The 24,862-nt window shown below is 68.3% G+C and carries 22 protein-coding genes and 5 pseudogenes; 10 read left to right on the top strand and 17 right to left on the bottom strand.

What is annotated here, in order from left to right; all coding sequences use genetic code 11:
* The first annotated feature begins 1 nt into the window (after window position 1).
* Window positions 2-646, top strand: coding sequence for a DUF998 domain-containing protein (locus ABTX18_RS32580; RefSeq protein WP_352126400.1), 645 nt, complete (start codon window positions 2-4; stop codon window positions 644-646).
* A gap of 214 nt (window positions 647-860) precedes the next feature.
* Window positions 861-1,941: pseudogene (recA, locus tag ABTX18_RS32575) on the top strand (recombinase RecA).
* A gap of 35 nt (window positions 1,942-1,976) precedes the next feature.
* Here the strand turns inward: recA and ABTX18_RS32570 are convergent.
* Complete coding sequence (locus ABTX18_RS32570; protein WP_503061249.1) at window positions 1,977-2,489, bottom strand: methyltransferase domain-containing protein; 513 nt, start codon at window positions 2,487-2,489, stop codon at window positions 1,977-1,979.
* Between the two features lie 147 nt (window positions 2,490-2,636).
* Entirely contained in the window at window positions 2,637-3,551 is a 915-nt protein-coding gene (locus tag ABTX18_RS32565; protein ID WP_352126398.1) for an AraC family transcriptional regulator, read from the bottom strand.
* Window positions 3,552-3,693: 142 nt separating this feature from the next.
* Between ABTX18_RS32565 and ABTX18_RS32560 the strand changes: the two genes are divergently transcribed.
* Window positions 3,694-4,104 (top strand): organic hydroperoxide resistance protein, encoded by a 411-nt coding sequence (locus ABTX18_RS32560; protein WP_352126397.1) that lies wholly within the window; start codon window positions 3,694-3,696, stop codon window positions 4,102-4,104.
* A gap of 582 nt (window positions 4,105-4,686) precedes the next feature.
* Complete coding sequence (locus ABTX18_RS32555) at window positions 4,687-5,310, top strand: hypothetical protein (RefSeq protein ID WP_352126396.1); 624 nt, start codon at window positions 4,687-4,689, stop codon at window positions 5,308-5,310.
* A gap of 58 nt (window positions 5,311-5,368) precedes the next feature.
* Here the strand turns inward: ABTX18_RS32555 and hydA are convergent, their stop codons facing one another.
* The 7 genes and pseudogenes from hydA to ABTX18_RS32520 form a co-directional block, all read right to left on the bottom strand.
* Window positions 5,369-6,760 carry a dihydropyrimidinase gene (gene hydA / locus ABTX18_RS32550; RefSeq protein WP_352126395.1) on the bottom strand — a complete coding sequence of 464 codons (1,392 nt, stop codon included), beginning with the start codon at window positions 6,758-6,760 and terminating at the stop codon, window positions 5,369-5,371.
* 187 nt (window positions 6,761-6,947) lie between these two features.
* A pseudogene (locus ABTX18_RS32545) lies at window positions 6,948-7,421 on the bottom strand (amidohydrolase family protein); the annotation flags it as partial.
* A 145-nt stretch (window positions 7,422-7,566) separates the two neighbouring features.
* Window positions 7,567-8,850, bottom strand: coding sequence for an aspartate aminotransferase family protein (locus ABTX18_RS32540; protein WP_352126394.1), 1,284 nt, complete (start codon window positions 8,848-8,850; stop codon window positions 7,567-7,569).
* A complete protein-coding gene (locus ABTX18_RS32535) occupies window positions 8,847-9,689 on the bottom strand; it encodes a nitrilase-related carbon-nitrogen hydrolase (protein WP_352126393.1) in 843 nt (280 codons plus the stop codon). Before ABTX18_RS32535 ends, ABTX18_RS32540 begins: the two co-directional genes overlap by 4 nt.
* 186 nt (window positions 9,690-9,875) lie before the next feature.
* Window positions 9,876-11,354 (bottom strand): hypothetical protein, encoded by a 1,479-nt coding sequence (locus tag ABTX18_RS32530; protein ID WP_352126392.1) that lies wholly within the window; start codon window positions 11,352-11,354, stop codon window positions 9,876-9,878.
* A gap of 191 nt (window positions 11,355-11,545) precedes the next feature.
* Window positions 11,546-11,926, bottom strand: coding sequence for a PPOX class F420-dependent oxidoreductase (locus ABTX18_RS32525; RefSeq protein WP_352126391.1), 381 nt, complete (start codon window positions 11,924-11,926; stop codon window positions 11,546-11,548).
* A gap of 37 nt (window positions 11,927-11,963) precedes the next feature.
* The gene (locus ABTX18_RS32520; RefSeq protein ID WP_352126390.1) at window positions 11,964-12,233 is read right to left on the bottom strand and encodes a helix-turn-helix domain-containing protein; all 270 of its coding nucleotides are present in this window, start codon (window positions 12,231-12,233) and stop codon (window positions 11,964-11,966) included.
* 41 nt (window positions 12,234-12,274) lie between these two features.
* On the opposite strand from ABTX18_RS32520, the gene map reads away from it, so the two are divergent.
* Window positions 12,275-13,042 carry a type I methionyl aminopeptidase gene (gene map / locus ABTX18_RS32515; protein ID WP_352126389.1) on the top strand — a complete coding sequence of 256 codons (768 nt, stop codon included), beginning with the start codon at window positions 12,275-12,277 and terminating at the stop codon, window positions 13,040-13,042.
* 158 nt (window positions 13,043-13,200) lie between these two features.
* On the opposite strand, the gene ggt is transcribed toward map, so the two are convergent.
* Window positions 13,201-15,009, bottom strand: a complete 1,809-nt coding sequence (gene ggt, locus ABTX18_RS32510) for a gamma-glutamyltransferase (protein ID WP_352126388.1) — start codon at window positions 15,007-15,009, stop codon at window positions 13,201-13,203.
* Between the two features lie 116 nt (window positions 15,010-15,125).
* Between ggt and ABTX18_RS32505 the strand changes: the two are divergent.
* Window positions 15,126-15,467 (top strand): annotated as a pseudogene (locus tag ABTX18_RS32505) (hypothetical protein); the annotation flags it as partial.
* Here ABTX18_RS32505 and ABTX18_RS32500 read toward each other — a convergent pair.
* Together ABTX18_RS32500 and ABTX18_RS32495 are read right to left on the bottom strand one after the other, a co-directional pair.
* Window positions 15,358-17,406 carry a recombinase family protein gene (locus ABTX18_RS32500; protein ID WP_352126387.1) on the bottom strand — a complete coding sequence of 683 codons (2,049 nt, stop codon included), beginning with the start codon at window positions 17,404-17,406 and terminating at the stop codon, window positions 15,358-15,360. The pseudogene ABTX18_RS32505 and the gene ABTX18_RS32500 sit on opposite strands and share 110 nt — an antisense overlap.
* Window positions 17,407-17,479: 73 nt before the next feature.
* Complete coding sequence (locus ABTX18_RS32495; RefSeq protein ID WP_352126386.1) at window positions 17,480-17,659, bottom strand: hypothetical protein; 180 nt, start codon at window positions 17,657-17,659, stop codon at window positions 17,480-17,482.
* 622 nt (window positions 17,660-18,281) lie between these two features.
* On the opposite strand from ABTX18_RS32495, the gene ABTX18_RS32490 reads away from it, so the two are divergent.
* Both ABTX18_RS32490 and ABTX18_RS32485 read left to right on the top strand, forming a co-directional pair.
* Entirely contained in the window at window positions 18,282-18,905 is a 624-nt protein-coding gene (locus tag ABTX18_RS32490) for a hypothetical protein (RefSeq protein ID WP_352126385.1), read from the top strand.
* A pseudogene (locus tag ABTX18_RS32485) lies at window positions 18,818-19,144 on the top strand (transposase); the annotation flags it as partial. The gene ABTX18_RS32490 and the pseudogene ABTX18_RS32485, both read left to right, overlap by 88 nt.
* A 34-nt stretch (window positions 19,145-19,178) precedes the next feature.
* Here ABTX18_RS32485 and ABTX18_RS32480 read toward each other — a convergent pair.
* The 3 genes and pseudogenes from ABTX18_RS32480 to ABTX18_RS32470 form a co-directional block, all read right to left on the bottom strand.
* Window positions 19,179-19,307: pseudogene (locus ABTX18_RS32480) on the bottom strand (IS481 family transposase); the annotation flags it as partial.
* 330 nt (window positions 19,308-19,637) lie between these two features.
* Window positions 19,638-20,555 (bottom strand): formylglycine-generating enzyme family protein, encoded by a 918-nt coding sequence (locus ABTX18_RS32475; protein ID WP_352126384.1) that lies wholly within the window; start codon window positions 20,553-20,555, stop codon window positions 19,638-19,640.
* A gap of 13 nt (window positions 20,556-20,568) precedes the next feature.
* On the bottom strand, window positions 20,569-21,351 hold the full coding sequence (locus tag ABTX18_RS32470) for an aminotransferase class IV family protein (RefSeq protein WP_352126383.1): 783 nt from the start codon (window positions 21,349-21,351) through the stop codon (window positions 20,569-20,571).
* Between the two features lie 211 nt (window positions 21,352-21,562).
* Between ABTX18_RS32470 and ABTX18_RS32465 the strand changes: the two genes are divergently transcribed.
* Window positions 21,563-22,000 (top strand): ATP-binding protein, encoded by a 438-nt coding sequence (locus tag ABTX18_RS32465; RefSeq protein WP_352126382.1) that lies wholly within the window; start codon window positions 21,563-21,565, stop codon window positions 21,998-22,000.
* A gap of 47 nt (window positions 22,001-22,047) precedes the next feature.
* On the opposite strand, the gene ABTX18_RS32460 is transcribed toward ABTX18_RS32465, so the two are convergent.
* Both ABTX18_RS32460 and ABTX18_RS32455 read right to left on the bottom strand, forming a co-directional pair.
* Window positions 22,048-22,530, bottom strand: coding sequence for an SAM-dependent methyltransferase (locus ABTX18_RS32460; protein ID WP_352126381.1), 483 nt, complete (start codon window positions 22,528-22,530; stop codon window positions 22,048-22,050).
* A 72-nt stretch (window positions 22,531-22,602) separates the two neighbouring features.
* Complete coding sequence (locus ABTX18_RS32455; protein WP_352126380.1) at window positions 22,603-23,991, bottom strand: NsdA family TPR-like regulatory protein; 1,389 nt, start codon at window positions 23,989-23,991, stop codon at window positions 22,603-22,605.
* A gap of 189 nt (window positions 23,992-24,180) precedes the next feature.
* Here ABTX18_RS32455 and ABTX18_RS32450 point away from each other — a divergent pair, with 189 nt between their 5' ends.
* Window positions 24,181-24,675, top strand: coding sequence for a DUF6415 family natural product biosynthesis protein (locus tag ABTX18_RS32450; RefSeq protein WP_352126379.1), 495 nt, complete (start codon window positions 24,181-24,183; stop codon window positions 24,673-24,675).
* Window positions 24,676-24,862 lie beyond the last annotated feature (187 nt).

Here is a 24,862-nt window from a genome sequence, read left to right as displayed (position 1 = left end):
GATGCGATCTGTCCCCTTGTGGGTCCTGTTCTCCGCGGTGTCCGCCCCCGTCCTTCTCGTCGGCGGCTGGACGGCCTCGGCAGTGCTTCAGGGGCCCGGTTACGATCCCGCCTCGACCACGATCAGCGTCCTCGCCGCCGACGGGGCCGGCGGCTACTGGGTGATGACGTCGGCCCTGCTGGCTCTCGGCGCCTGTCACGTGGTGACCGCGTGCGGGCTGCGGCCCGCCGCGCCGCTGGGGCGGGTGGCGCTGGCGGGCGGCGGGCTCTCGGCGATGCTGCTCGCGCTGTTCCCGGCCCCGCTGAGCGGCGGCTCGTTCCCGCACGGTGTCGTGGTGGCCGTGGGGTTCTCGTTGCTGGCGGTGTGGCCGGTGCTGGCCGTGCGCCGCGGCGCCTGCGCCGGTCGGCCGCTGCCGGGGCAAGCCGCTTTGCCTCCGGTGCGCTCCGCTCCGTCTCCGGGGCCGAGCGCGCCGTGGGGGCTGCGGCCGGGGCCGTCCGTCGGCGCCTCGGTACTGATGTGGGTGGGCGGCGCCTGGTTTCTGCTCGCCCTCTTCCTGCCCGGCACCGCCGGAGCGGCCGAGCGGGTACTCACGTTCGGCCAGTCGTTCTGGCCCCCGGTCGTGGTCCTCTCCTGCGTCCGGTGCTGACCGCGGCGGCCCGCCTGCCAACGGGGCCCGTGGAGCACGGCACGCGGGAGTCCGGCGCGCGGCCCGTCCCGCTTCCCCTCCGTTTGGTACCTTTCGCTGGACACGAAATTCGATCGGATGTTCGTTTTCGGGATCTCCGACACGTCCGTTGTCGGCACAGACGCCCCCGTTCTCCTACGTGCGGCGCGCCACTCAATCGGACCGGGTGAAGCTCATGGCAGGAACCGACCAGGAGAAGGCACTGGACACCGCGCTCGCGCAGATCGAGCGGAAGTTCGGCAAGGGTGCGGTGATGCGCCTCGGCGAGCGGCCGAACGAGCCCATCGAGGTGATTCCCACCGGGTCCACCGCGCTCGACGTGGCGCTCGGCGTCGGGGGCCTGCCGCGCGGCCGTGTGGTGGAGGTGTACGGACCGGAGTCCTCCGGTAAGACGACGCTGACGCTGCACGCCGTGGCGAACGCGCAGAAGCTCGGCGGCACGGTGGCCTTCATCGACGCCGAGCACGCCCTGGACCCCGAGTACGCGAAGAAGCTCGGTGTCGACATCGACAATCTCATCCTGTCCCAGCCGGACAACGGTGAACAGGCGCTGGAGATCGTCGACATCCTGATCCGCTCGGGCGCGATCGACCTGATCGTGATCGACTCCGTCGCGGCCCTGGTCCCACGTGCCGAGATCGAGGGCTCGATGGGTGACTCCCACATGGGTCTGCAGGCCCGTCTGATGAGTCAGGCCCTCCGTAAGATCACCAGCGCTCAGCCAGACGAGGACGACGGCGATCTTCATCAACCAGCTCCGCGAAAAGATCGGTGTGATGTTCGGCTCGCCGGAGACCACAACCGGTGGCCGCGCGCTCAAGTTCTACGCCTCGGTCCGGCTCGACATCCGACGGATCGAGACACTCAAGGACGGCACCGACGCGGTCGGCAACCGCACCCGCGTCAAGGTCGTCAAGAACAAGGTCGCACCGCCGTTCAAGCAGGCCGAGTTCGACATCCTCTACGGCCAGGGCATCAGCCGCGAGGGCGGCCTGATCGACATGGGCGTGGAACACGGCTTCGTCCGCAAGGCCGGCGCCTGGTACACGTACGAGGGCGACCAGCTCGGCCAGGGCAAGGAGAACGCCCGCAACTTCCTCAAGGACAATTCCGACCTCGCCAACGAGATCGAGAAAAAGATCCTGACGAAGCTGGGCGTCGGGGTGTCGACGAAGGCCGCGGTCGCCGGGGAGGCGGGCACCGTCCCCGTCCTTGACGCCGCCCTTACCCCGGCCCCGGTGGGAAACGCCGGCTGACCAGGTGGTAGTCGAGGAAGGCGTCCGGTTCGCCCTCAGCGACGGTGGACGCTGACGGCGTAACCGCCGCCCTCATAGGGGTCGGCATCCCAGGTGGCGAACCGGTCGACGAGGGTGAGACCGGCCGCGGCGCAGCAGTCGTCGCAGTCCGGGAGCGTGCTGCTGGGCGGCACCGGCAGGTGGGCTTCGTCCAGGCCGAAGCCTGCGACCAGGAGGCCACCCGGACTCAATGCCGCCGACAGGCGCTGAACCACTCCGGTCTCGGTGCCGGGGGCGAGCAACGGAAAGATGTTGCCCGCGGCGACGACAAGGTCGAAGCCTCCCGCAACGCCGAGCGGGGCGGGCGCGAACTCGACCAGGTCGACCTGGAACCAGGGCAGTTCAGGCGCCTGCTTCCGCGCCACGTCCAGCATCGACGCGTCAAGGTCCACCCCGACACCACCTCCTCCTACGGCCTGGGGTTCACCCGTGCCGCCCGCCATGCGGGCCTGACCGTGGTCGAGGTCAACCGGCCCGATGTCGGCGTACAGGTCGACGTCGACGTGCATAAGCGTGTACGGGGAAACGTGCACAGCTCCAACGGTCTCGCGCCGTGGGGACCGTCGGATTGCAACCGTGGTCGACAACGAGCGGTCAGCGGCAGATCAGGCTTGCGTCCAACAGGAGGCCGTCGACCTCAAGGTGTGCTGACCGGACTACCTCCGCGACCGCTGGCGGTACCGACCGGGGGCCAAGCCGTACTCTCGTTTGAACGCTTTGGCGAAGGCGAATTCGGAGGTGTATCCGGTGCGCTGCGCGACGGTCTGTACCGGCTTGTCGCTGTCGCGCAGCAGTCGCGCCGCCAGCGTCATCCGCCACCAGGTCAGGTAGCCCAGCGGCGGTTTGCCGACCAGCGAGGTGAACCGGCGGGAGAAGGCCGCCCGCGACAGTCCGGCTTTCGCGCCCAGCGCTTCGACCGTCCACTGCCCGGCGGGTTCCTGGTGGATATGGCGCAGCGCTTCGGTGATCGCCGGATCGCGCAGCGTCGCGGCCCACCCGGTGGCCGGGCCGTCGTCGGTTTGCTCGTCGAGCCAGGCCCGCAGGATGTACAGCAGCATGATGTCCAGCAGGGCCGATACGACCGCTTCGGTTCCGTGGTCGGGGTTGGCGATCTCGTCGCCGAGCAGGTTGACGGCAGCACGTAGCGGCGTGCGGTGGCCGAGACGTGCCGGAAGGTGTATGACCTCGGGCAGTTCCTCGAACAGCGGATGCGACCGCGTCTGGTCGAGGGTGTACGCGCCGCACAGCAGGACCGTAGTGGCCCCTTCGCCGTCGTCGGCACTGGGCGCTATCTCCCGCAGGGACGCCGAGTGTGCGCCGGTCAGGGACGTCGACGGACTGTCGGCTAGAGCGTGCCCGCAGCCGTGCGGAAGACACACCACATCGCCCACGCTCAGGGCGATCGCGGCGCCCGTCGGCGGGATCAGCCAGCATGTACCTTCCAGCACCACGTGGAAGCCGGCCCCGGAGAACGGCTCGGCCCGCACTCCCCACGGAGCGTGCTTGCGGATTTCAGTGGAATGGGGGCGCCCCATGCGCATGACGCCGATCGCATCGCTGAGCACATCCATCGTCAGATCGTATCGCAAGGCCGCTATAAGCAAGACGACCAGATATGAAACGGAGACGGTGAGCCATGGAGTGCGGCACTTGACCTCCATACGCTGAGTGCGCCAGACAGATTGACCGATCGGTCTACCAGAAGGGCAGCACATGAGCCTGTACACCGCCGTCGCGACCGCGACCGGCCGCGACGGCCGCGCCGTCAGTTCGGACGGCAAGTTGGACGTCGAGCTGGCCCTCCAGAAAGAGTTGGGCGGGACCGGAGACGGCACCAACCCCGAGCAGCTCTTCGCGGCGGGCTACGCCGCCTGTTTTGCCACCTCCATGCAGCTGGTGGCGCAGAAGAAGGAGATCGACGTCTCGGGCATGTCGGTCACCGCCGAAGTCGGCCTCGTCCCCAACGGGCAGGGCGGCTTCCAGCTCGAAGTCAGCCTGCGGACGAAGCTACCGGACGGCCTGCCCCGAGAAGTCGGTCGCGCGCTCATCGAGGCCACCCACCAGGTTTGCCCGTACTCCAACGCCACGCGCGGCAACATCCCGGTCGAGCTGCTCGCCGAGTAACCGCCGCCCGCTGAACGCCATCTGGACCGCAACCGCCAGGGTGCGCGATCCAGGTGGCGTCGTCTTACCCGCCTGCCCCACGGCGCGGGGCAACGCCTATTGGTCTTGAGACCAGCTCATTTCGCACCGAGACCCCTGTGTACGTTCGGGCGTACCTGACTGTGCACGTTTGCGGCTCTGGCAAGATTTTCGCAGGCGGAGATCAATGCGGTGCCATGGTCGGCCGGTCCGCAGGATGGGCGGCCTGTTTTTGTGCTCTGTTGAACTGGTCAGCTTGTTACCGCAGTTGTCCGATGTGCAGGTGGTCTCGGTTGAGGTTTCCGATGCGGTGGTGGCGGTCCGCGCCCGCACGAGATCCGGTGAACCAGCGGGCTGCACGGAATGTGGCCAGCTCAGTGAGTGGTGCCACAGCCGTTACGCGCGGCGCCACGTCGACGTCACGCTCGCAGGCCGCCCTCTGCGCATCGACCTGTCCGTACGCCGCCTGTACTGCGAGAACACGACCTGCCCGGAGACAACCTTCGCCGAGCAAGTACCGGGCCTGACCGCGCGCTACCAGCGCCGGACACCCGGCCAGCAGCCGTGCAGGTCAGCGACCGCTTTCACCTCTGGCGGGGCCTGTCCCGCCGAGTTCAGGACATCGTCTCCACCCACCGCGGATGCCTGCCCGCAGCCCTGCCAACCGTCACTGAAGACGATCATCAACCGGTCGCGAAGACCACTGACAACGCCGCGGCGGGCAGCCGGGCCGGGCGCCATGCCCAAAGCCTGTTCGAGGCGGTCCAAGCCCTGACCCGCACCCGCCGGAGCCACAGCTCCGTGGCCCGCGAGCTCGGCCTGGACCGCCGAACCGTTCGTAAGTACGCCCGCGCACGCACCTGGCAGGAAGCCATGCGTCGGCCGCCCCGCAAGCCCTCCACTCTGGACCCCTACCTCGACTACCTGCGACAACGCTGGGACGAAGGACAGCACAGTGCGAAGGCCCTACCGCGGCCGGACCAAACCGGCCCGCTCGCCTTGCGACTCCGCGCGGTGCTCGCACAGGCTGACACCGGCCGCGACGTCACTCGCAGGTGGGCCGCGGAGAAGATAGCCCTCGGGATCTGGGGATCCCCCTATAGGGGGTTTCGGTTCCGCGTGAGCGCTTCATGCGGCGGTTATCGCCAGACGAAGCGTTCACTCATTGACCGCAAGGGCGTTTGTTGACCCTGCTCCGATGAATCGGTAGAAGAATGAGAGCCGTTTGGCCACTGGCGAGGGCAATTCAGTTTACGTACTGGCAAATACCCCGCGGCAGGTACGTGCCGTGCCCCGTCTCCCCCACGTAGGCACGGTCATCGATCACCGGAACACCGCGCGACAGCACCGTCTCGACCCTCCCCGTGACGCGCTTGCCCTCATAGGCCGAGTAGTCGACATTCATGTGATGCGTCTCAGCAGACAGAACCTGTTCGGCCGCCGGATCATAGATGACGATGTCGGCGTCCGACCCCGGTGCGATCGTCCCCTTCTTCGGATACAGACCGAACATGCGAGCCGGCGCAGCACAGGCAATCTCGATCCAGCGGCGGCGGCTGATATTCCCGTCGACAACAGCTTGGTGCAGCAGGTCCATGCGATGCTCGACGCCGGGCATGCCGTTCGGGATCTTCGAGAAGTCGCCCCGTCCCATCTCCTTCTGTCCCTTGAAGCAGAACGGGCAATGGTCCGTGGACACCACCTGCAGATCATTCGTCCGCAGGCCACGCCACAGAGCCTTCTGATGCTCCCTCGGACGCAGCGGAGTGGAGCAGACGTACTTCGCTCCTTCGAAGTCGGGTTCAGCCAGGTTGTCGGTCGACAGAAACAGGTACTGGGGACACGTCTCGCCGAATACAGGAAGTCCCTCGTCCCGAGCTCGCGCCAGTTCGGCGAGAGCCTCCTGGGCCGAGACGTGCACCACATAGAGAGGAGCCCCCGCCACCTGGCTCAGCTTGATCACTCGATGTGTAGCCTCCGCTTCGAGCAGCGCCTTGCGGACCTCTCCGTGGTATCGCGGATCCCTCTCCCCTCGGGCCAGTGCCTGCTCCACGAGCACGTCGATCGCAAGACCATTCTCCGCGTGCGCCATCACAAGGCCGCCGTTGGAGCCGGCGCGTTGCATGGCCCGCAGGATCTGACCGTCGTCGGAAAAAAATACACCCGGATACGCAGTGAAGAGCTTGAATGAGGTGACGCCGGCCGAGACCAGGCCATCCATCTCCCTGAGCGAGGACTCGTTCACATCGGACATGATCATGTGAAACGCGTAGTCGATCGCGCACTTTCCGTCGGCCTTTTCTTGCCACGCATCGAGTCCCTCAGCCAGGGAACCTCCCTTGGACTGAATAGCGAAGTCAATGATGGTTGTCGTGCCGCCCCAAGCCGCAGCCCTCGTGCCGGTCTCGAACGTGTCGGAGGCGAACGTGCCGCCGAACGGCATCTCCATATGCGTGTGACCGTCGACCCCACCCGGAATCACGTACTTCCCGGCCGCGTCGATGACGTGGTCAGCCGTCCACCCATGGCTGTCATGAGTAGCCAGGGCCACGACCCGGCCACCGTCGACGAGCACATCGACGTGCAACTCGTCGGAGGCCGTAATCACCAGTCCGCCAGTAATGAGAGTGCGTGCCATGGCTTCTGCTCCATTCGCGTCGGATCAACGGCGGTCACCCATGAGCCGTTACTGCTCGCCCCATTCCCCCCAGGAAGGGTCCGTCGGTGGGGCAGATGGGTGACTCCACCCCACCGACCGTACGAATTCTCCGCATTCCTACAGGTCAGGCGCCTACGAGGGTGGAACATCCCTGGTCACCCGAGCCAATGAAACCCTTGAAGGACGTGACGCCCTCCGCGACCAGCAGGTCCATCTCCTTGAGCGACGACTCGTTCACATCGGCGAGGATCATGTGGAACGCGTAGTCGATGGCGCAGTTGCCGTCCGCCTTGGCGTACCGGGCGTCGAGCCCCTCACGAAGGGAGCGCCCCACGGACTGGATCGCGAAGTCCACGATCGTGGTGGTGCCGCCCCAGGCGGCGGCCCGGGTGCCGGTCTCGAAGGTGTCCGAGGCGAAGGTGCCGCCGAACGGCATCTCCATGTGCGTGTGCGCGTCGGCACCGCCCGGGACGACGTACTTCCCGGTGGCGTCGATGGTCCGGTCGGCGGTCCAGCCGGCTGCGGCGTCGGTGCCGGGTGCGGCGAGTGCGGCGATGCGGCCGCCCTCGACGAGTACGTCGGCGTGGATCTCGTCGGACGCGGTGATGACGAGGCCGCCGTGGATGACGGTGCGGGTCATGTGCCCCTCCTCACTGTGGCGGAATGGGTCCACGCACACGTGGACGCGGTGCGTGAGAGAAAACGTAGAAGTGGGCTGCCCACGGGGCAATACCGCGGTGCCGGGCGGGGTGCGGTGGCCCGGCGGGCCGCCGCACCCCGGGGTTTCACCCCACCGACCGCAGTGCCTCGGCGAGGATCGCCGCGCCCTCCTCGGCCTCCGGGATGGAGAGCGAGAGCGGTGGGGCGATGCGCAGCACGCTGGTGTCGTGGCCGCCGCCCTTGCCGATGAGCAGGCCGCCCTCGCGTGCCGCTTCGAGCACGGCCGCGGCCGCTTCGGGGTTCGCCTCGTCCGTCCCCGGCTTCACCAGCTCGATGCCGATCATCAGGCCGCGCCCGCGCACCTCCCGTACGCACTCCGACGCCGCACCGATCGCGCGCAGGCGCTCGATCAGCAGCCCGCCGACGCGGCGGGCGTTGCCCTGGAGGTCGTGTTCGAGGAGGTACGAGAGGTTGGCGAGGCCGGCGGCCATCGTGACGGGGGAACCGCCGAACGTCGAGATGGAGTTGGCGTCGAGGCAGTTCATGACGTCGGCACGGGCGACGACGCCGCCGATCGACATGCCGTTGCCGATTCCCTTGGCGAAGGTGAGGATCTCCGGCGGGCCGTTACGCCCGTGCGCCTGCCAGCCCCAGAAGTGCTCGCCGGTGCGGCCCCAGCCGGTCTGCACCTCGTCGGAGATCCACAGGATGCCGTGCCGGTCCAGAACTTCGCGGAACGCCGCGTACAGGCCGTCGGGCGGGGACGTGAACCCGCCGACGCCCTGGATGGGTTCGGCGATCAGCGCGGCGGGCGAGCGGGTGTGGCCGAGCAGGTCCTCCAGGTCCGCGACGCAGGCGGCGATGAACTCCCGGTCGTCCAGGTGCGCGTAGGGGCCGCGGTTGCGGACGCCCCCGTGCACGTACAGCGTCTGGAGCGGCGACAGGCTGGTGGGCGACCAGGCGTTGTTGCCGGTGATGGAGACGGCCGAGAACGACCGGCCGTGGTAGCTGTTGCGCATCGCGAGGATCTGGTTCGACCTGCGGTACGTGGTGGCGAGCAGCAGGGCCGTGTCGTTCGCCTCGGTGCCGGAGGTGGTGAAGAAGACCCGGGCCTCCGGGATGCCGGAGAGGGTGGCGACGCGCTCGGCGAGTTCGACCATCGGCCGGTTCAGATAGAGCGTGGAGGAGTGGATGATCCGCCCGGCCTGCTCGCTGACCGCCTTGGTGACCTCGGGCAGTGCGTGGGCGGTCATCGTGGTGAGGATGCCGCCGAAGAAGTCGAGGTAGCGCCTCCCGTCGGCGTCCCAGACGTGGCGGCCCTCGCCGTGGGTGATCTCCAGGGGGTGCCGGTAGTAGAGCGCCAGCCAGTCGGGGCTGACGGCGAGGTGGCGGTGGTGCAGGCTGCTCACGGTTCCACCAGTCCTTCGTACGCGTCGGGGCGGCGGTCCCGGTAGAACGCCCACTGCTGACGGACCTCCTCGATGAGCCCGAAGTCCAGGTCCCGGACGAGGAGTTCCTCCTCCTTGTCGCTGGCGACGTCGCCGACGAACTGGCCGCGCGGGTCGACGAAGTAACTCGTTCCGTAGAAGTCGTTGTCGCCGTACTCCTCCTGGCCGACCCGGTTGATCGCGGCGATGAAGTACTCGTTCGCGACGGCGGAGGCGGGCTGCTCCAGCTGCCAGAGGTGACCGGACAGGCCGCGCGAGGTCGCTGACGGGTTGTACACCAACTGGGCTCCGTTGAGCCCGAGTTGGCGCCACCCCTCGGGGAAGTGGCGGTCGTAGCAGATGTACACCCCGACCTTGCCGACCGCCGTGTCGAAGACCGGCCAGCCGATGTTTCCGGGCTTGAAGTAGTACTTCTCCCAGAAGCCCTTGACCTGCGGGATGTGGTGCTTGCGGTACTTGCCGAGGTACGAGCCGTCGGCGTCGATCACGGCAGCGGTGTTGTAGTAGAAGCCGGACTGCTCGAGCTCGAAGACCGGGACGACGATCACCATGCCGGTCTCGCGGGCCAGCTCCCGCATCCGCTGCACGGTCGGCCCGTCGGGCACGGCCTCCGCCCAGCGGTAGTGCTCGGGTTCCTGCACCTGGCAGAAGTAAGGCGCGTTGAACACCTCCTGGAACCCGATGATCTTCGCCCCCTGCCGGGCGGCCTCCCGAGCGTGTTCCTCGTGCTTGGCGATCATGGATTCGGTGTCGCCGGTCCAGGTCGCCTGGACGAGTGCGGCGCGTACGACGTGGGACATGAGCTGCTCCTTCGACACGGCGTCAGAGAGCCTCTTCGCGTTTCTACGCCCGTAGACACGTGCGTACGGGAGAACGTAAGCCCCGTCACACAGCGGGGCAAGACCATCGCCGTGAACCAGCGGAGTCGATCATGTTTCACACCCGTGCGGTCCAGTGCCCGGGGTGGGCCGGATGGCGGCGGGTGGTCAGGCGATGCCCGCCACCCGCAGGGCGCGTTCCACGTCCCGCTCGCGGTCCTCGGACACCGTCCGGGCCGCCGCCAGCAGATGCGGTACGAGGTGGCGCGGGTCGCTCTCCGCGATCCTGGCCGCGTCCTGCGGTGTCCGTACGCGGACGAAGGCGCCGAGCAGCGCCTGTGCCTGGGCCCCGCGGCCGGCCCGGTCCAGGGCGGTCACCGCGTCGGCGATCTCGGCGGCCGGCCGGGCCACGCCCTGGCGCAACAGGTTCCCGCAGTCCTCCGGGCGCCCCGCACCGGCGAGCGCGTCCGCGGCGGCCGCGAGCTCGGCCGGGGGCAGCGAGGAGACCTCCCACAGCAGGGTCGCCCAGTCCGCGCCGAGCCCCGCCCGGTGGAGTTCGACAGCGAGGACCGGCAACAGTTCGGCGGGCCGGCCCGCCGCCTCGCAGAGCACGCCATGGGCCTCGCCGCTCCGGCCCTCCGCCCGGAGCCGGACGAGGGTCGCGACGACGGCCCGCGCGGAGTACAGCACGGCCGGGTCCTGCGCCGCCTCGGCATCCCCGGCCGGAGCGCCCGCCGCGCGGGAGGCACCGCCGAAGCGTGCTCCCCGGGGCAGGGCCGCCGCCACCGGCGGGAGGGGCAGAACGGGCGCGGAACTCTCCGCCTCGACGTCCAGCCCGGCGAAGCGCGCACCCCGCGCCTTCTTGCGGGCGGGGGCCTCGGGCGGCCGACGGACGGCGTCCGAGGGCTGAGGCGCAGGCTCTGCGGGCGGCCGACGGGTGGGGGCCGAGGACTGCGGCACGGGGTGTGCGGGCGGCCGACGGACGGCGTCCGAGGGCTGGGGCATAGGCTCTGCGGGCGGCCGACGTGTGGGGGCCGAGGGCTGAGGCACAGGCTCTGCGGGCTGTCGGCGGGCGGGGTCCGGTGTGCCCTCGAACCCCGGCTCCGACCCCGGCGCGGCGTCCCCTTCCGCGCGGAACCAGCCCGCCGGCACCGCCACCGCGGCCAGCCTCCTGCGCAGTTCCGTACAGCGGGCCGACGCCCGGGCGTGGTCGTCGCGGGCCCAGGCGACCGCCTCCGCGACCGCGTCCGCATCCATGGCGCCCGCCTCGCCGCCGGCCAGGGCAGCGCTCAGCCGCTGAGCCGCGTTCGCCTGTTCCCGCAGCATCAGCTCCAGCCGCTCCGCGAGCTGCTGCCGCCCGCCGGGGCGCCGGTCGTGGGCGGCGGCGGAGGCGGCGTAGAGCTCGGCCGCACGCACCGAGGCGCGCTCCGCGAACGCCGCGCCGCGCACGGCGGCGAGGTCCGTGAAGAGCGACTCCATGACGTCCCAGGGCGGGATCTCCGCACCCGCCAGACAGGCCCGCATCCCCTCGGGATCACGCCGGCAGAAGACGCCGTACCAGCCCCGCCCGGCATCGAGCAGCGCCGCCACCTCTCGCAGATGGTGCGCGAACTCGCCTATGGACTCAGCACGCTGATGCACCGTCACCGCCACCGTCATCGCCGCCTTCGGCCGCTGCCGACTGGAACCTTCCAGTCCGCAGGCATTCGACCGCAGTCGTGTTACGGGACGGCTACACGCAGTTTTCGACCCGGGTCCGAGCGGCGCGGGTCGATACGAACCGGGTGCCGAGGGGCGCTCGTCGGCTCGGCGCGCGCCCCTCGGCACCGGCCCAGCGATCAGAAGGTGATGGCGATCCCGGTATGCGGCCGCTTACCGAGCCGGACGACCATCGCCGGGTAGTCGAGCAGCCAGTACTTCCAGGTGTACTTGCGGGCGATGACCCGCCGCGCACCGTTCGTACCCTTCTCGTCGAGCAGCCGGCCGGTGCCCTCGGCGCTCGGGGCGCCCTCCGCGATCCGCCCGCGCACATCGCAGACGGTGACGAGGACACTGCTGTTGTTGCGCAGTCGCTTGACCTTCCACGAATCGCTCTTGGTCCAGACGAACAGTTCGCCCCCGTCGGCCGCCGCCCACACCGGCGTGGCGACGGGGGTGCCGTCCTTCCGGTAGGTGGTGAGGCTGACGTATTCACTGCGGGCGAAGTCCTGGAGGCTCATGGTCCAACCCTACGCAGGGCGACCGCCGTTCGCCCCGCTACCCGGCGAGCGGGACGGTGTCCGGCTCCGGGGCGCACCGCAGGAGCAGTTCGTCCATGGAGAGGCCGAGCGCCCCGGCGAGCGCCGCGACGGTGAAGAAGGCGGGGGTCGGGGCGCGGCCGGTTTCGATCTTGCGCAGCGTCTCGGCCGAGATTCCGGCGCACGCGGCGACGTCGGACATGCTGCGGGGGCCGCGCATCTCGCGGAGCAGCCGGCCGAGCCGTTCGCCTCGCAGGCGCTCTTCGGGGGTGAGGGGCGTTCGTACCATGCCGTCATTCTAATACCGCTCGGACCGGTATAGTAATTGGCATGGTGCAGCTCAAGACAGACACATCCATCGAAGCCATGCGTGAGACCGGCCGGGTCGTCGCGCAGCTACTGGCAGCCACGCGCGAAGCGGCGGCGGTCGGCGTCACACCGCGCGAGCTCGACGAGGTGGCCCGCGAGGTCCTGCGCGAGGCCGGTGCGGGCTCGCCCTTCCTGAACTACCGGCCGCACTTCGCGCCCACTCCCTTCCCCGGCGTGATCTGCGCGTCCGTCAACGACGCGATCGTCCACGGCATCCCGGACGACGTGCCGCTGCGCGACGGCGATCTGGTCAGCATCGACGCGGGTGCGACGCTCGGCGGCTGGGCCGGGGACTCGGCGATCAGCTTCACCATCGGCCGGGCCCGGCCGGCGGACACCCGGCTGGTCGACACGGCGTACGAGGCGCTGGCGGCGGGCATCGCGGCGGCCGTCGTCGGCAACCGGATCGGCGACATCGCTCACGCGATCGGCACGGTCTGCCGCACCGCGGGCTACGGCATCCCGGAGGGCTTCGGCGGCCACGGCATCGGCCGGGCCATGCACGAGGACCCGGGCGTGCCCAACGAGGGGCGTCCGGGCCGCGGGATGCCGCTGCGGCACGGCATGGTGCTGGCCATCGAGCCGATGCTGATCGGGGGCGGCGGGGACGACTATCACCCGGACCTCGACGGCTGGACCCTGCGGACCAACGACGGCAGCAGGGCCGCGCACGCGGAGCACACGGTGGCCATCACGAACGACGGCCCCAGGATCCTGACCGCCCTCTGACCGCTCAAAGGGCCGTCTTTGGCGCCCCGTTCGCCGGAACCACCCGGCGCGCCCCGTCAGTTGGCGCACAGGACTCCCCGGCGAGGGCCGTCGCGGGGCCGGCCCGGCACGTCTCTCCCGACGCCGGGCCGACTCACGCATAGGACTACTGCCGGCCGTCAGTCACGCCCGGCCGGCCTCACCACCATGGCCGAACCGCCGCCCCGCCGCACCGTCTCCGCGGCCGCGAGCCACCGCCCGTCGGGGAGCCGCTGCACGCCCGTCGCCGCCCCGATCTCCGGGTTGAGCTTGAAGACGTGCCCCAGAGCCTCCAGCCGCGCCCGCACCGGGCTGTTCCACAGCCCCGGTTCGAGCTCGGTCGCCGCCGCGTTGCGCTGGCTGGCGCGGGGCGCCGCGATGGCGTCCACCAGCGGCAGCCCGCGGTCGACCGTGCCGGTCAGGGTCTGGAGCACGGTCGTGATGATCGTGGCGCCGCCCGGAGAACCGAGGGCCAGCACCGGCTTCCCGTGTGCCAGCACGATGGTCGGGGAGATCGACGACCGCGGCCGCTTGCCCGGACCCGGCAGATTCGGGTCGTGGACGGCCGGGTTGGCCGGTGCGAACGAGAAGTCCGTCAGCTCGTTGTTGAGCAGGAAGCCCCGCCCCGGCACCGTGATGCCGCTGCCCCCGGTCTGCTCGATCGTCAGGGTGTACGCGACCACGTTGCCCCACTTGTCGGCGGCCGTGAGATGCGTGGTGTTCTCGCCCTCGTACGTCGTCGGGGCGGCCGTCCCGGCACCCGCGCAGTCACCGGGGTTGCGCGGGTCGCCCGGGGCGAGCGGACTGGTGAGCACCGCGTCGTCCTTGATCAGGCACTCCCGCGAGTCGGCGAACCGCTGGCTGATGAGCTCCTTCGTGGGTACGTCCTCGAAGGCCGGGTCGCCGACCCAGCGCCCCCGGTCGGCGAAGGCGATGCGGCTCGCCTCGATGTAACGGTGCAGGTACTGCGCCTGGCTCGCCCGTGAAAGGTCGGTGGACTCAAGGATGTTGAGGGCCTCGCCCACCGTCGTACCACCCGACGAGGACGGTGCCATGCCGTAGACGTCGAGCCCGCGGTAGCCGGTCTTCGTGGGTGCCTGCCGCAACGCCCGGTAGGAGCGCAGGTCCTTCGCCGTGAGGTCGCCCGGACGCACCACCCGGGCCGACGCGGGGTCGACGGGCGGATTGCGTACGGTCCGCACGATGTCGTCCGCCAGCTTGCCCCGGTAGAGCGCGTCGACCCCGTCGCGGCCGACCTCCTCGTACGTACGCGCCAGGTCGGGGTTCTTGAAGACGGAGCCGACCACCGGGAGTTCTCCGTCGGGCAGGAAGAGCTTCCGGGTGGCGGGGAAGTCGGCGAACCGGGCCTGATTGCTCTCCGTCTGCGAGCGGAACGTGCCGTCGACGACGAAGCCGTCGCGGGCCAGCCGCTCGGCCGGTTTCAGCACCTGCCGGAGCGACTTGCTCCCCCAGGCGTCGAGCGCCGCGTCCCAGGTGGCGGGCGTGCCCGGGGTGCCGACGCCCAGGCCGCTGGTGACGGCGGCCTCGAAGGGGAGGGGCTTGCCGTTCTCCAGGAAGAGCGAGGAGTCGGCGCTGCGCGGCGCGGTCTCGCGGCCGTCGATCGTCTCCACGGTGCGGGTGCGGGCGTCGTAGTGCACGAAGTAGCCGCCCCCGCCCAGCCCCGCCGAGTACGGCTCGGTCACCCCGAGGGCCGCCGCGGTGGCCACGGCCGCGTCCACCGCGTTGCCGCCCTTGCGCAGCACCTCGATGCCCGCGGCCGTCGCATCGGCGTCGACGCTGGACACCGCACCCCCGTAACCGGCCGCCACGGGCGACTTCAAGGGCGGCGGGATCGGTGGCGCGGAGGAGGACGGGGCGGCTGCCCCGAGCGTCACCATGGCGGCCAGAACACCTGACAACGACACATTCCGAGCGACGGAACGCCTCATGCGCACCTCCAGTGAAGGATCGTCCGCGCAGGGTAACGCCGCCCCGGCCGCCGCGTCAGGAGCGCCTCGGACGTGAGCCCGAATGCCCGCTAACATGCCCGCTAACATGCCCGCCCATGACTGACGACGTACGCAACATCGTGCTGGGCGTGATAGCCGCCGGCATCAGCGCCGCCCTCGGGTGGCTCGCGCGCACGTATCTCTGGCGCCGCAAGCTCCGCCGCAAGCAGGCGTTCTTCGGCCTGCCGGGGAATTCGGAGTGCCTGCTCGTCGTCAACCGCGACGCGGGCGGGGACGGCGCCGTCCACCGGCACGACGTGTTCGCCCTGCTCGAACTCTCCGCACTGATCAAGGACTGCTCGGCGCATGCCCAGATCCTGTCGCACGACATCGCCCAGCAGGGCTTCGGCGAACGGACCGAGTTCTGCGTGGGCGGCCCCGTCTCCAAGGGTCGCGTTCTTCATCGCCCGCAATGGACTCAATAGCCAGCGGCTTCAGGCTTGCCCGTATCTGGACGGGGTCCGGCTGCCAGGGCGGTACGGCCTCCATATCCTTCAACAGCGTCATGGCCTCTGCCCAGACACCAGCCTTCAGCCAGCGGTGGGCCTGCGTCTGCAAGGTGGTCCAACCGATGCCGTACCGCTGCGCCAGCTCTTTGAACCGTTCGCCCGAGACAGCTTTGTCCAGCAGAGCCGCCACCATCGTTCGCCGGTCGATGACGGACCGAGAGCCGCCCATCAGAGGCTTGATCCGTTCCCATGCCTCGTCGGTCAGAACAGGAACGTTCCGACCCTCCTGGAGGAACCACTCCCGAATCGCGCAGGCGACGCCCTTGCGTCGCGGGGAACACCTTACGACCTCGGCTTGGAGGCCCACCATCCGCAGCAGCTCCGCCTTCTCCGCAGGCTCAATGTCCTGCAGGTTCCGCCGCGCTACTTCTGCAAGACGCTCCAGACCCTGCAGACGCTGGCCCGCCTCAGCAGCCTCTCTCTGCCAGGCTTCCGCCTCCACACGCTGCTTCTCAAGGGTCGTCAGAGCGTCTTCGAGAGGTTTCGTGGCCCGGTCTGCGGCTTCTGCTGCTTCTTCGCGGTTTAGTCCTCGGCGCAGTGCCCGTTTGGCTGCTGTAGCGGCGGTGACGTCGATCAAGTCTTCTGTTTCGGTGATTTGCTGAGTCAGATCGGTGATGCGTTTGGTGTAGTCGACCCGCTTGTGACTGGTGGCGTGCAGCCAGTCTTGAGCCATGGCTTTCATGCGGTCGGCGTCACTGAGCAGCGCTACGACGTCGGCCCACAATTGACGCTCGACGCTGGTGGCCTCCAGATATGGGCAGGTACAGCGATCAGCGGCCCCGGCGTAGGACTCGTGCCGCCCCTTGCATCGGTAGATGACCTCGGTGGGCCGATGCTGGTGCCCCTCGTAGGTGCGATCGCACGGGCTGGTCATGAGGCCGGTCAGGATGTAGATCCGGGAGCGGGTCTTCACCGCAGGCCGACGTTGGGCCATGGCAGTCCGCAGTTCCGTTATCTCTTCGCTGGTGAAGACCGGAGGCAGGTCGATGGCGACGCTGTCGCCGTGGACGGGGTTGCCGTCCGGGTCCCGCTCTGCAGATCTACCGCGCCAAACGACGCGGTTCTCCATGACCGCGTCGCCGAGCAGACGGCATCTGATGTTCTTCGCAGTCCAGTAGGCGCCCGAACGCGTGGTGCGCTGCTCCGCATTGAGGGTGAGGGCGGCTTCTTCCCAGCTTCGCTTATCTAGAAAGACTTCCCTCGCTCTGCGGAGTGTGGCTGCATCCTTCTCGCAGACGGCGTAGTGCGAGACTCCCTTCTTACCGCGCTCGGCGACCTCCCACCCGAAGGGGACCATGCCGCCTGGGTACAGGCCGTCTTCGGCCTTCTCTTGGATGCCGCCCTGGGTGCGCTCGCGGATCAGCTCACGCTCTTCTTCGGCGTAGTCAGCGTCCTTGCGCATCTGGCTGCGGCCGGCGGACGTGGAGTTGTCGTAGTCTCTTTTGACCACGGCCACGTACACCCCGAGGTCTTCGAGCTCCCAGACCCACTTCCAGAAGGCGCGTCCTGTGCGGCCGATGCCTCGGCCCTCGTTTACGACAACCATGTCGAAGGGGCGTGGAGTTTTACGGGCGTCTTGCATGAGGCGTTTTAGGTCTGGCCTGTGGTCGGCTTCCAGGCTGCCGCTGAACCCTTCGTCGGCGTATGTGCCGACGTGTGTCCAGCCCTTCTTCTGGATGTGTCGGACGGTGCGCTTGCCTGTGTACGAGATGCCGTAGCCCTCGGTCTGTTCCTCCGTGGAGACGCGCAGGTAGTCGACGGCCCGCAGTGCCGCCGCGCTGGCCCGTAGCGCCGTGTCGGCGGCGGCGCGCGTGCGTGTCTTGCCCATGTCAGCCCCTTTCAAGTGGCGGATCTTGGGAGGTGCTGCCGTACCTCCGAGGGTTACGTACGTTGCGGCAATGTTAGGTCGCAGGGGTGTCGGTGCGCGGGTGGAATACGATCTCCAGTAGGCGGCGATAGGCGACGGGGTCGGGCTCCTCGCTTCGGAAGGTGATGTCGACCTGGGGCGCGGGGTTGCCCTCGAAGTGTTCGCGCAGCCACTGTCGGGCCGCCTCGGCCGATATTGCCGTCGTGTCCTGCATTGACCCTCCGTGCAAGTCCTATTGTTTTGGCGGTCATTGGGTTTCCAGGGCCTATGCCCTCACAGCGCATGCCTGGGTAGCTTCACCAAGCAGTTACGCCGGTAGTTGTGGCGCGGCAGTGACGAGGCGCTTCCTATCTTTTCGTGGGCGGTCTTCTTCGCTGTGTTCGCTTCGGTCCCATCGCCAGGCAGGACGAAGGGGGAGCGCCTTCAATGGTCACCACGATGGCCGGTTTGGGTAACCGGTGATCGTCGGCTATGTTGCGCTCGCTCGCGCCGCCGCGCTCCGCCGTCTCTGGAGGCACTGCGGTCGTGGGCGGGCGGTGGCGATGGGGTCTCAGACGATCATGCGCTGTTCGGAGACGGTCACAGATGATGAAGGTTTCGGCCCAACGTCAGCTTTCGAGGGTGAAGTAAAGGGGCGTTCTGTCCTGATGGGCCTGTTTGGAAACTCGGGCGACAGGTAGCTTGGGCCAGGTGATCGTCGGCCCGTAGGGCCTGAGCCTCGATCCACCGCGTGATGGCGGGCCTGTGGGTGACGAAACGTAAAGAGGTGCCCGCTGACCTGCGACGATGGGACTTCCTACAGCTCCATCACGCATGTACAGCGAGGCACCTCGGAAGTGAAAGTTCCCCACACGGCCGCGGCGACGTTCGCGGCGTTCGATGATCCGAATCTGATCGCACATCCTGGGCTGCTGCCGAGGATACGGTTGGCCGAGCGGTGCGGGCGGCCCGCGCTGATCGCGCAGAAGGTCCACCTCGTCGGTGCGGCCGACGGTGCCGGGGCGGCCGCCGATGCCAAGGCTCTGTCGATTATGGGCGGGATTTTGGCCGGTACCTCGATCGACGATCTGGACGTCCTGCGCCACGGTGGTCTGCCGAAGCTGTTCGGCGGCTTGCGCGCCCCGTCCACGCTGGGCATCTTCCTGCGCGCGTTCACCTGGGGGCACGTGCGCCAACTCGAGTCTGCTGCCCGGGCGTTCACCTGCAATCTTGCCGCGCACGCCGGCCTGGTCCCGGCCGGGGACGAGGTGGTGTTCGTGGACATCGACTCCAAGGTCAAACAGGTCTACGGGCCGGCCAAGCAGGGCGCTTCCTTCGGCTACACCAAGGTCCGTGGCCTGCACTTCCAGATCGTCACCGTGAAGACCGCCGCCTGCGCGCCGGTGATCGTGGCCCGAGGCTGCGCAAGGGCTCGGCGAACTCCGGCAAGGGAGCCGCGAGTCTGCTGCGCAAGGCCCTGAGCACCGTTCGGGCCATGGGCATCACCGCACGGATCGTTGTGCGGGCGGACTCGGCGTACTTCTCGCACAAGGTCATCGACGTCTGCCGCAAGGCCGGCGCGGTCTTCTCCCTGGCCGTCGCGGTCAAGAAGACCATCCGCGCGGCCATCGTGGAGATCCCCGAGGACGCCTGGACTCCGATCGAGCACACCAACGCGATCTGGGACGAGACGGAGGAACGCTGGATCTCCGACGCCGAGATCGACTTCACCGCGTTCACCAGCAAGAAGAAGGCTGCTGAGCCGTCGTGGGCGAGACCTGGAAGCGTTCCGCGGCGCGGCGCAGGGTCCAGCCGTCTTCGACGACGCAGCGGGCCAGGCGCAGGCGTCCGGTCTCGGTCAGGGGTGCATTACGGTGGGGCACGAGTGCCTTTCTATTGGTGTAGACGTCACAATCCACGCGGAACCGGAAGGCCCTCACCTATTCAAGATCCCTCAGCCGAGACCTGCCTCACCCGTCCACAACCTCCCGGGACAGAACACCTAGAGCGCCGACACCCGGCAGATCCACGCTGTCGAGTTCGTGCCGCTCGATGACCCGCCCCGCCTCGACTTTCCGACCTGTTGGTGAAGCTGTGCCGGGACGGCTTCCCAGGCGCAGGCTCGTACATGGGGCCCACGTCCGCCATCGGTCTATGACCCCACTGTGGCCGTGAGCAGCGTCGAAAACTAAGCCGCAGCGTAGTCCGGGCTTCTACGATGCAGCAACGCAGCGGAATCCCGTGTCGTTGTCCTTCATAGTCGCAGCGGCTGTGTTCAGGAGGGATGGCGCAGCCCGTTCGAACGGAGACGTGAACGCGGACCCCTTCAGGTGGTACCGCCCGTTTCCGGGCTCCTCTTCCGTGGAGCACCACTCCCAGGCGTTGCCGCACATGTCGAAGGCGCCGAAAGGGCTGGCGCCGGACTGGTAGCGGGAGACAGGGGTCGTCGCGTCAATGCCCGCTTCGGCCGTGTTCACCTTCGCGGCTGTCGGCTCATTGCCCCAGGGGTAGACGCGACCACGCGGGCCGCGAGCCGCCTTCTCCCACTGCCGGGCGGTTGGAAGGAGCTTGCCAGCCCAACGGGCGTAAGCGGCCGCATCGTGCCACGTCACCCACACCACGGGGTGGGTGGCCAGGGTGACGGGGCAATGGCCGTCTGGCCAGTGCTGTGGCGTCCGGTGCTTGGTGGCCAACACGAAGCGCGAGTAGTCCTCATTGGTCGTCGGGTAGGCGTCGATGAGAAACGGTTCCAGCCACACCGAGCGGTTGTCAGGGCCGGAGAGATAAATGCCCTCCTCGACAAGGACCATGACCTTCCCGTCGATCGGGTGCCGGCGAGTGCTTGGGTCCCGTCGCAGGAGTTCCTCGGCCCGCTCGTCGTGCTCAACGTCCGCACGTTCGGTCATGAGCGCGGCGAAGCGTTGCTGAACGTCGGGCGTAGCCTGAGTCAGAAGCGTGTCGAGGGCCGTCTGGTTGTCGAGTTCGAGTTCGATGGTCTCGCCCCGGCGTTTCCACCGGGGGACCTGACGAGGGTTCACGCCTACCAGCTCGGCGAACTCCTTCTGCTTCTTCCGCATGGCCGTGCGCAGCAATTCGGCTTCGCGGCCGGTCCACCTGGTAACCCGCGCCATAACGCTTGCTTCCCTACAGGGTCTCGCCGGCGATCGACAGGTATGCCTCCTGGAGCTGCCTCAAGACAGGGTGCTCCACAGAGAACTCGGTGTCGTCGATCGCGGCCAAAGGGCGCACGCCGATCGACGTGTTCGTGGCGAACGCCGCGGCCATGCCCTTGGCCTGGTCCAGGGTGACAGTGGAGATGCGGTGTTTCGCATGCTGCTGGAGCAGAGCCATGGTGACGCCGGGCAACACGGGGGCATCTGGCCACACAACAGTGCCCTCTTGGTCGACGAAGGCCACGTTCCAGGTGCCGCCCTCGGAGATGAACCCGTCATAGCCGACGAATAGGGCATCGTCGAAGTTTGCTCGCTGAGCCGAGCCCCGGGCGTGCAAGGCGCCGAAGAGCCCGATGTGCTTCACCTGGGGCAGGTCACGCTCGTACACCAGGCTCTGGGCGCGCAAGGGCGCCGGAGGAAGGGCGCCGGCACCGCGTACGGACACGAGAACGTGCGGCTCGTTGGCGTGGGCCGGGTGGCCCATCTCGACCTTCGGGTCATAGATCGTGACACGCACGACGCACGGGCGGGTCTGCCCCTCCAGAGCCCGACGGACGTACTCGCGCACGCGGTCAGTCTCCAGAGCCGCGTGCCACACGATCTCGCAGTCCCGCGCAAGGCGTTCCAGGTGCAGCGTCAAGCCACGGACGCTGCCGTCGGAATCGACACGCATGGACGTGAAGTGCCCGACGTTCGTGAGCGCCAGGGGAAGCAAGTCATCTACAGATACGGGCTTTCCATCGAGAGTCACCATGCAGCCAAGCATGTCAGGACCATGCCCTCAGGCGGCACCCAAAATTGGTTACTGACGGGTCAACGCCATCTGTAAGTCATTCCCAAGCCTTCACTGCGAGGTGTTCGCTGGTTACTACGCGAATACGCCTCGCCATCGGCAGGGCACCTCGTGCCGCGCGCTTGGCGCCTCAGCCACACGTTCACCACGCCATTCATCCGGGAGGAGCCCGATGACGGTCGCAACAGCTCTCGCACCGGTCACGACGCGGTCAGTACCCCGCCCCGGGTACGCCGCCTTCGAGTCATGCTTCGCCCCGGAACCGATCAACGTTGGCCGCGCGCGTCACACCAGCAGCGTCTTCCTGAGGCTATGGGAGGTCGCCGGCCCCTTGGCGGAGGACGTGGTGCTTTGCGTCTCCGAGCTGGTCACTAACGGTGTGACTCACGGCTCTGGAGACCTGTCACTGCGCGTCCGATGCCGCGAAACCGAGATCCTAGTCGAGGTCCAGGACGGCAGCTCAGTGTCGGCGACCATGCGTTCGGCCAGTGCTGATGCCACTTCGGGTCGGGGCTTGGTCCTCGTTAAGGCCCTCTCCGGGGATTGGGGAGCCAGCACGGACGGCCGGACGACGTGGTGCACGTTTCCTATCGTTGTGGGCAGGCCCTGATGACTCCCCCTGCGAGCACCACCATCGCGGCATTACAGGAAGTTGAGCTACGGACGTTCGGAGGCGTCAAGCCAGTACGTGGAGAGCATCTCGCCCGGCCAAGTCGGCTGACGGACTTCACTTCGCGGTCCCATCTCCTCGAAGTACGGCGCCAGGTCGATGATCGGTGTCCCGTCGACGGCGTCAAGATCCGTCACCAGGAGATCCCGGCCCTCCACTTTCAGCAACTGCGGGTAGCTGGTCGCCAGCTGGTTGGGCCTCCGATGGTTGCGGTGGACGAACGTACCCGTCGCCGGCCACCTCGGATTTCCCCGCGGGCTACGCGCGTGCAGCTGGACGTCTTCCGGCCGCGCCATGTGGAAGCGCCACGTCACCGTCAGGTGAGAGAACTCCTCGATGCCCTGCAATGTTTCGAGGGGGTACGCGTCGTTGAGCCTGATGACCGATTCGATCCCGCCCTGGTAGTCATCCTGAACGCGGGTGTGGCCCCCGACCACCGTTGCGATCGACTCGACCTCGTACGTCGCCATCAGGGTCGTTCCTCTCAATCAGAACTTACGCATCCTGTAGCCGTCACGCGAAGCAACGGGCCTGATCCGCGGTCAGCCTATGACCCGCAGCATCTCCCGTGCCCGATGGTCCAATTCGACAACGTGGCGACCTCCGCGTTGCCGAACGGGCGAGAGATCGCTCTGCATCCGGACGATGACGTCGCGTACGCGGCCCGACAGAACGCCGGCCATGGCATCGAGGGCTTGCCCCCAGGTGGTGCATGCCTCGTCGAGATGGCCCTGCTGAACCTGGACGGCGCCGAGGTAGCCGAGGGTCACGCTGTGGGTGCGGGCGTACTGCTGCCTGCGGCGGGTGGCAACGCTGCGCTGGAAGTGGATCTCCGCGTCGACTGGCTGACCCAGGTCGCGCAGGGCGCAAGCCGTCTCGTGGGCGAGGGAGGCTTCCTGGAAGAAGTCCACGCGGCCGGGCGCACCGTCGTTGTCCGCACGGGCGAGGTCCCGCTCCGCGCGACTGATGGCCGCGATGGTGCCAGACCGGTTGCCGTCGGCCGCGAGCGCTCGTGCGTGAACGATCGCGAGCAGGGCTTTCTCCCGCTGGCTGGCCTGGCCGTAACGGTCGCGGGACATGGAGGCGTCGGCCAGGGCGAGCGCTTTGCGTGGGTGCCCGAGGTCCACTGCCTGATGGGCGAGGGCTCGCAGAATGTGACCGGCAAGTGGTCCGTCCCCGGCTTCTGCCGCAATGCGGGTGGCAAGGGTGAGGTAGCGCTGGGCTGTTCGGTGCTCGGAGGCGTCGAACGCCATCCAGCCGGCGAGGTAGGTCATCTCCGCGACAGCGGAGTAGGTGTCCCGGCGGCTCTGTTCCGTGCGGAATCGGCTGCCAAGCAGGGGGACTGCTTCGTCGCGAAGGTGGCCAGCCAGCGCCGAGCGCCCGGAGGCGCCTCCGCGCTGCTGGTCTCGCGCGGAGTAGAAGTTCGTGAGGTCGCGGACGTCGTCGATGTCGGCTTGGGCCACCAGTCGGGGAGAGACTGCCGTGCGTCTGGCTGCTGCGGCAGGGGCGGCTGCCCACCACGAGGTGGTGGGCAGGGCCAGGCTGGCGGCGGAGTACGCGGAGGTCGCCAGCAGCTTGCGTCGGTGCATGTCCAGATCGTCGCTTCCCAGCTCAGCCAGCACAGTCAGAGGGTCGACGCTCCAGTCGGAACCACTGTCGGCCGTGCCTGTCGGCACTTCCTCCAGCCCGAGGTCAACCAAGGTGAGACGGCGGCCAAGTCTGCGGGAAAGCGTCTCGCGCAGGATATGCCGCGCTATCCCGCTGGGCTTCGTACCCAGGACCCACATGGAGATATGCGAACGGGAGATGGCCTCCAGCTCCCGTACGCCACTCTCCGCAGCCACGCGGGCAACTGCAGCGGCCGCTTGAGGCTGGGACCAGCCCGCTTCGCGCAGAAGGGCGGAGAAGGCGAGGTTTCGCTCACGGGCCATGGACTGCCCCTCGGTCTCGAAATGATCTTTGGCGCCTTTGGCGGCCTTGGCAGCCGTGCAGGCATACCCCTCGGCGGCGATTCAGGGTTCGCTCAACGTAGCGGCCGGGTCACTCACTATGCACCTCAGCCGTCGGCACTCCAAGGCGAACCCCACTTAACTTGGCTTGATCCATACAGGAGTTGTGTCATGCGCCTCTCGCTGTTCCTGCATCAGACCCGTCACGGCGATGGTCGAGGCAAACTGGCCAACCTCACCGTGGGATCGGCCGATGTCCAGCGGGATCAAGCGGTGGCTGCAGCAGAGACGGTGGCACTCGTGCTGGACGATAAGTCCCCGCTACCGCAGAGCGCCGGCGACGTGGAGGAGCTTGCGCGGCGCCTTCGCGGTCACATCGGACAACTCGGAGCCGTCGTACCGCCCGGAGCCGCGGGCCTGCGTGGCGCGCAACAGCTCACTTCGGCAGGCGTCCCCGACGGTTACATGCCGAGCAGGGTGCATTTGGTCAAGCTCGCCGAGGCCACTCAGGCACTCGGCGCGGCCGGTCAAGCTCATGGCGTGGTCCTCGCGAAGCCCGCGCGGAGATGGCGTTACTGGAGGCCACGGCTCAACGTGCTGCGCGGCTCGGTCTTCGCTGTCGCCTTCGTCCTCTTGGCTCTGGCCGCATCGGTGCCCCGGGCATGACCGCCCTCGGCAGTTCTGATCGCGGTGGTTCTAGGCCCGGTGGCCCGGCTGATTCTCCGCGGTGGCCGAGTGTCCTGCCGCTCCGCTCCGCAGGACGAGGACTCCGCAGCGGGGCAGAGCGAGCCTTCCCCGCACAGGTGACCACCGTGTCCCTCCTCATCTACCGTTCCCGGCCGCTGCGGCGGCC

Source organism: Streptomyces sp. NPDC096323 (assembly GCF_040302845.1).
Lineage (GTDB): Bacteria > Actinomycetota > Actinomycetes > Streptomycetales > Streptomycetaceae > Streptomyces.
Note: the sequence above shows the minus strand (reverse complement) of the source record. Positions and strands in the feature narration are given on the sequence as shown.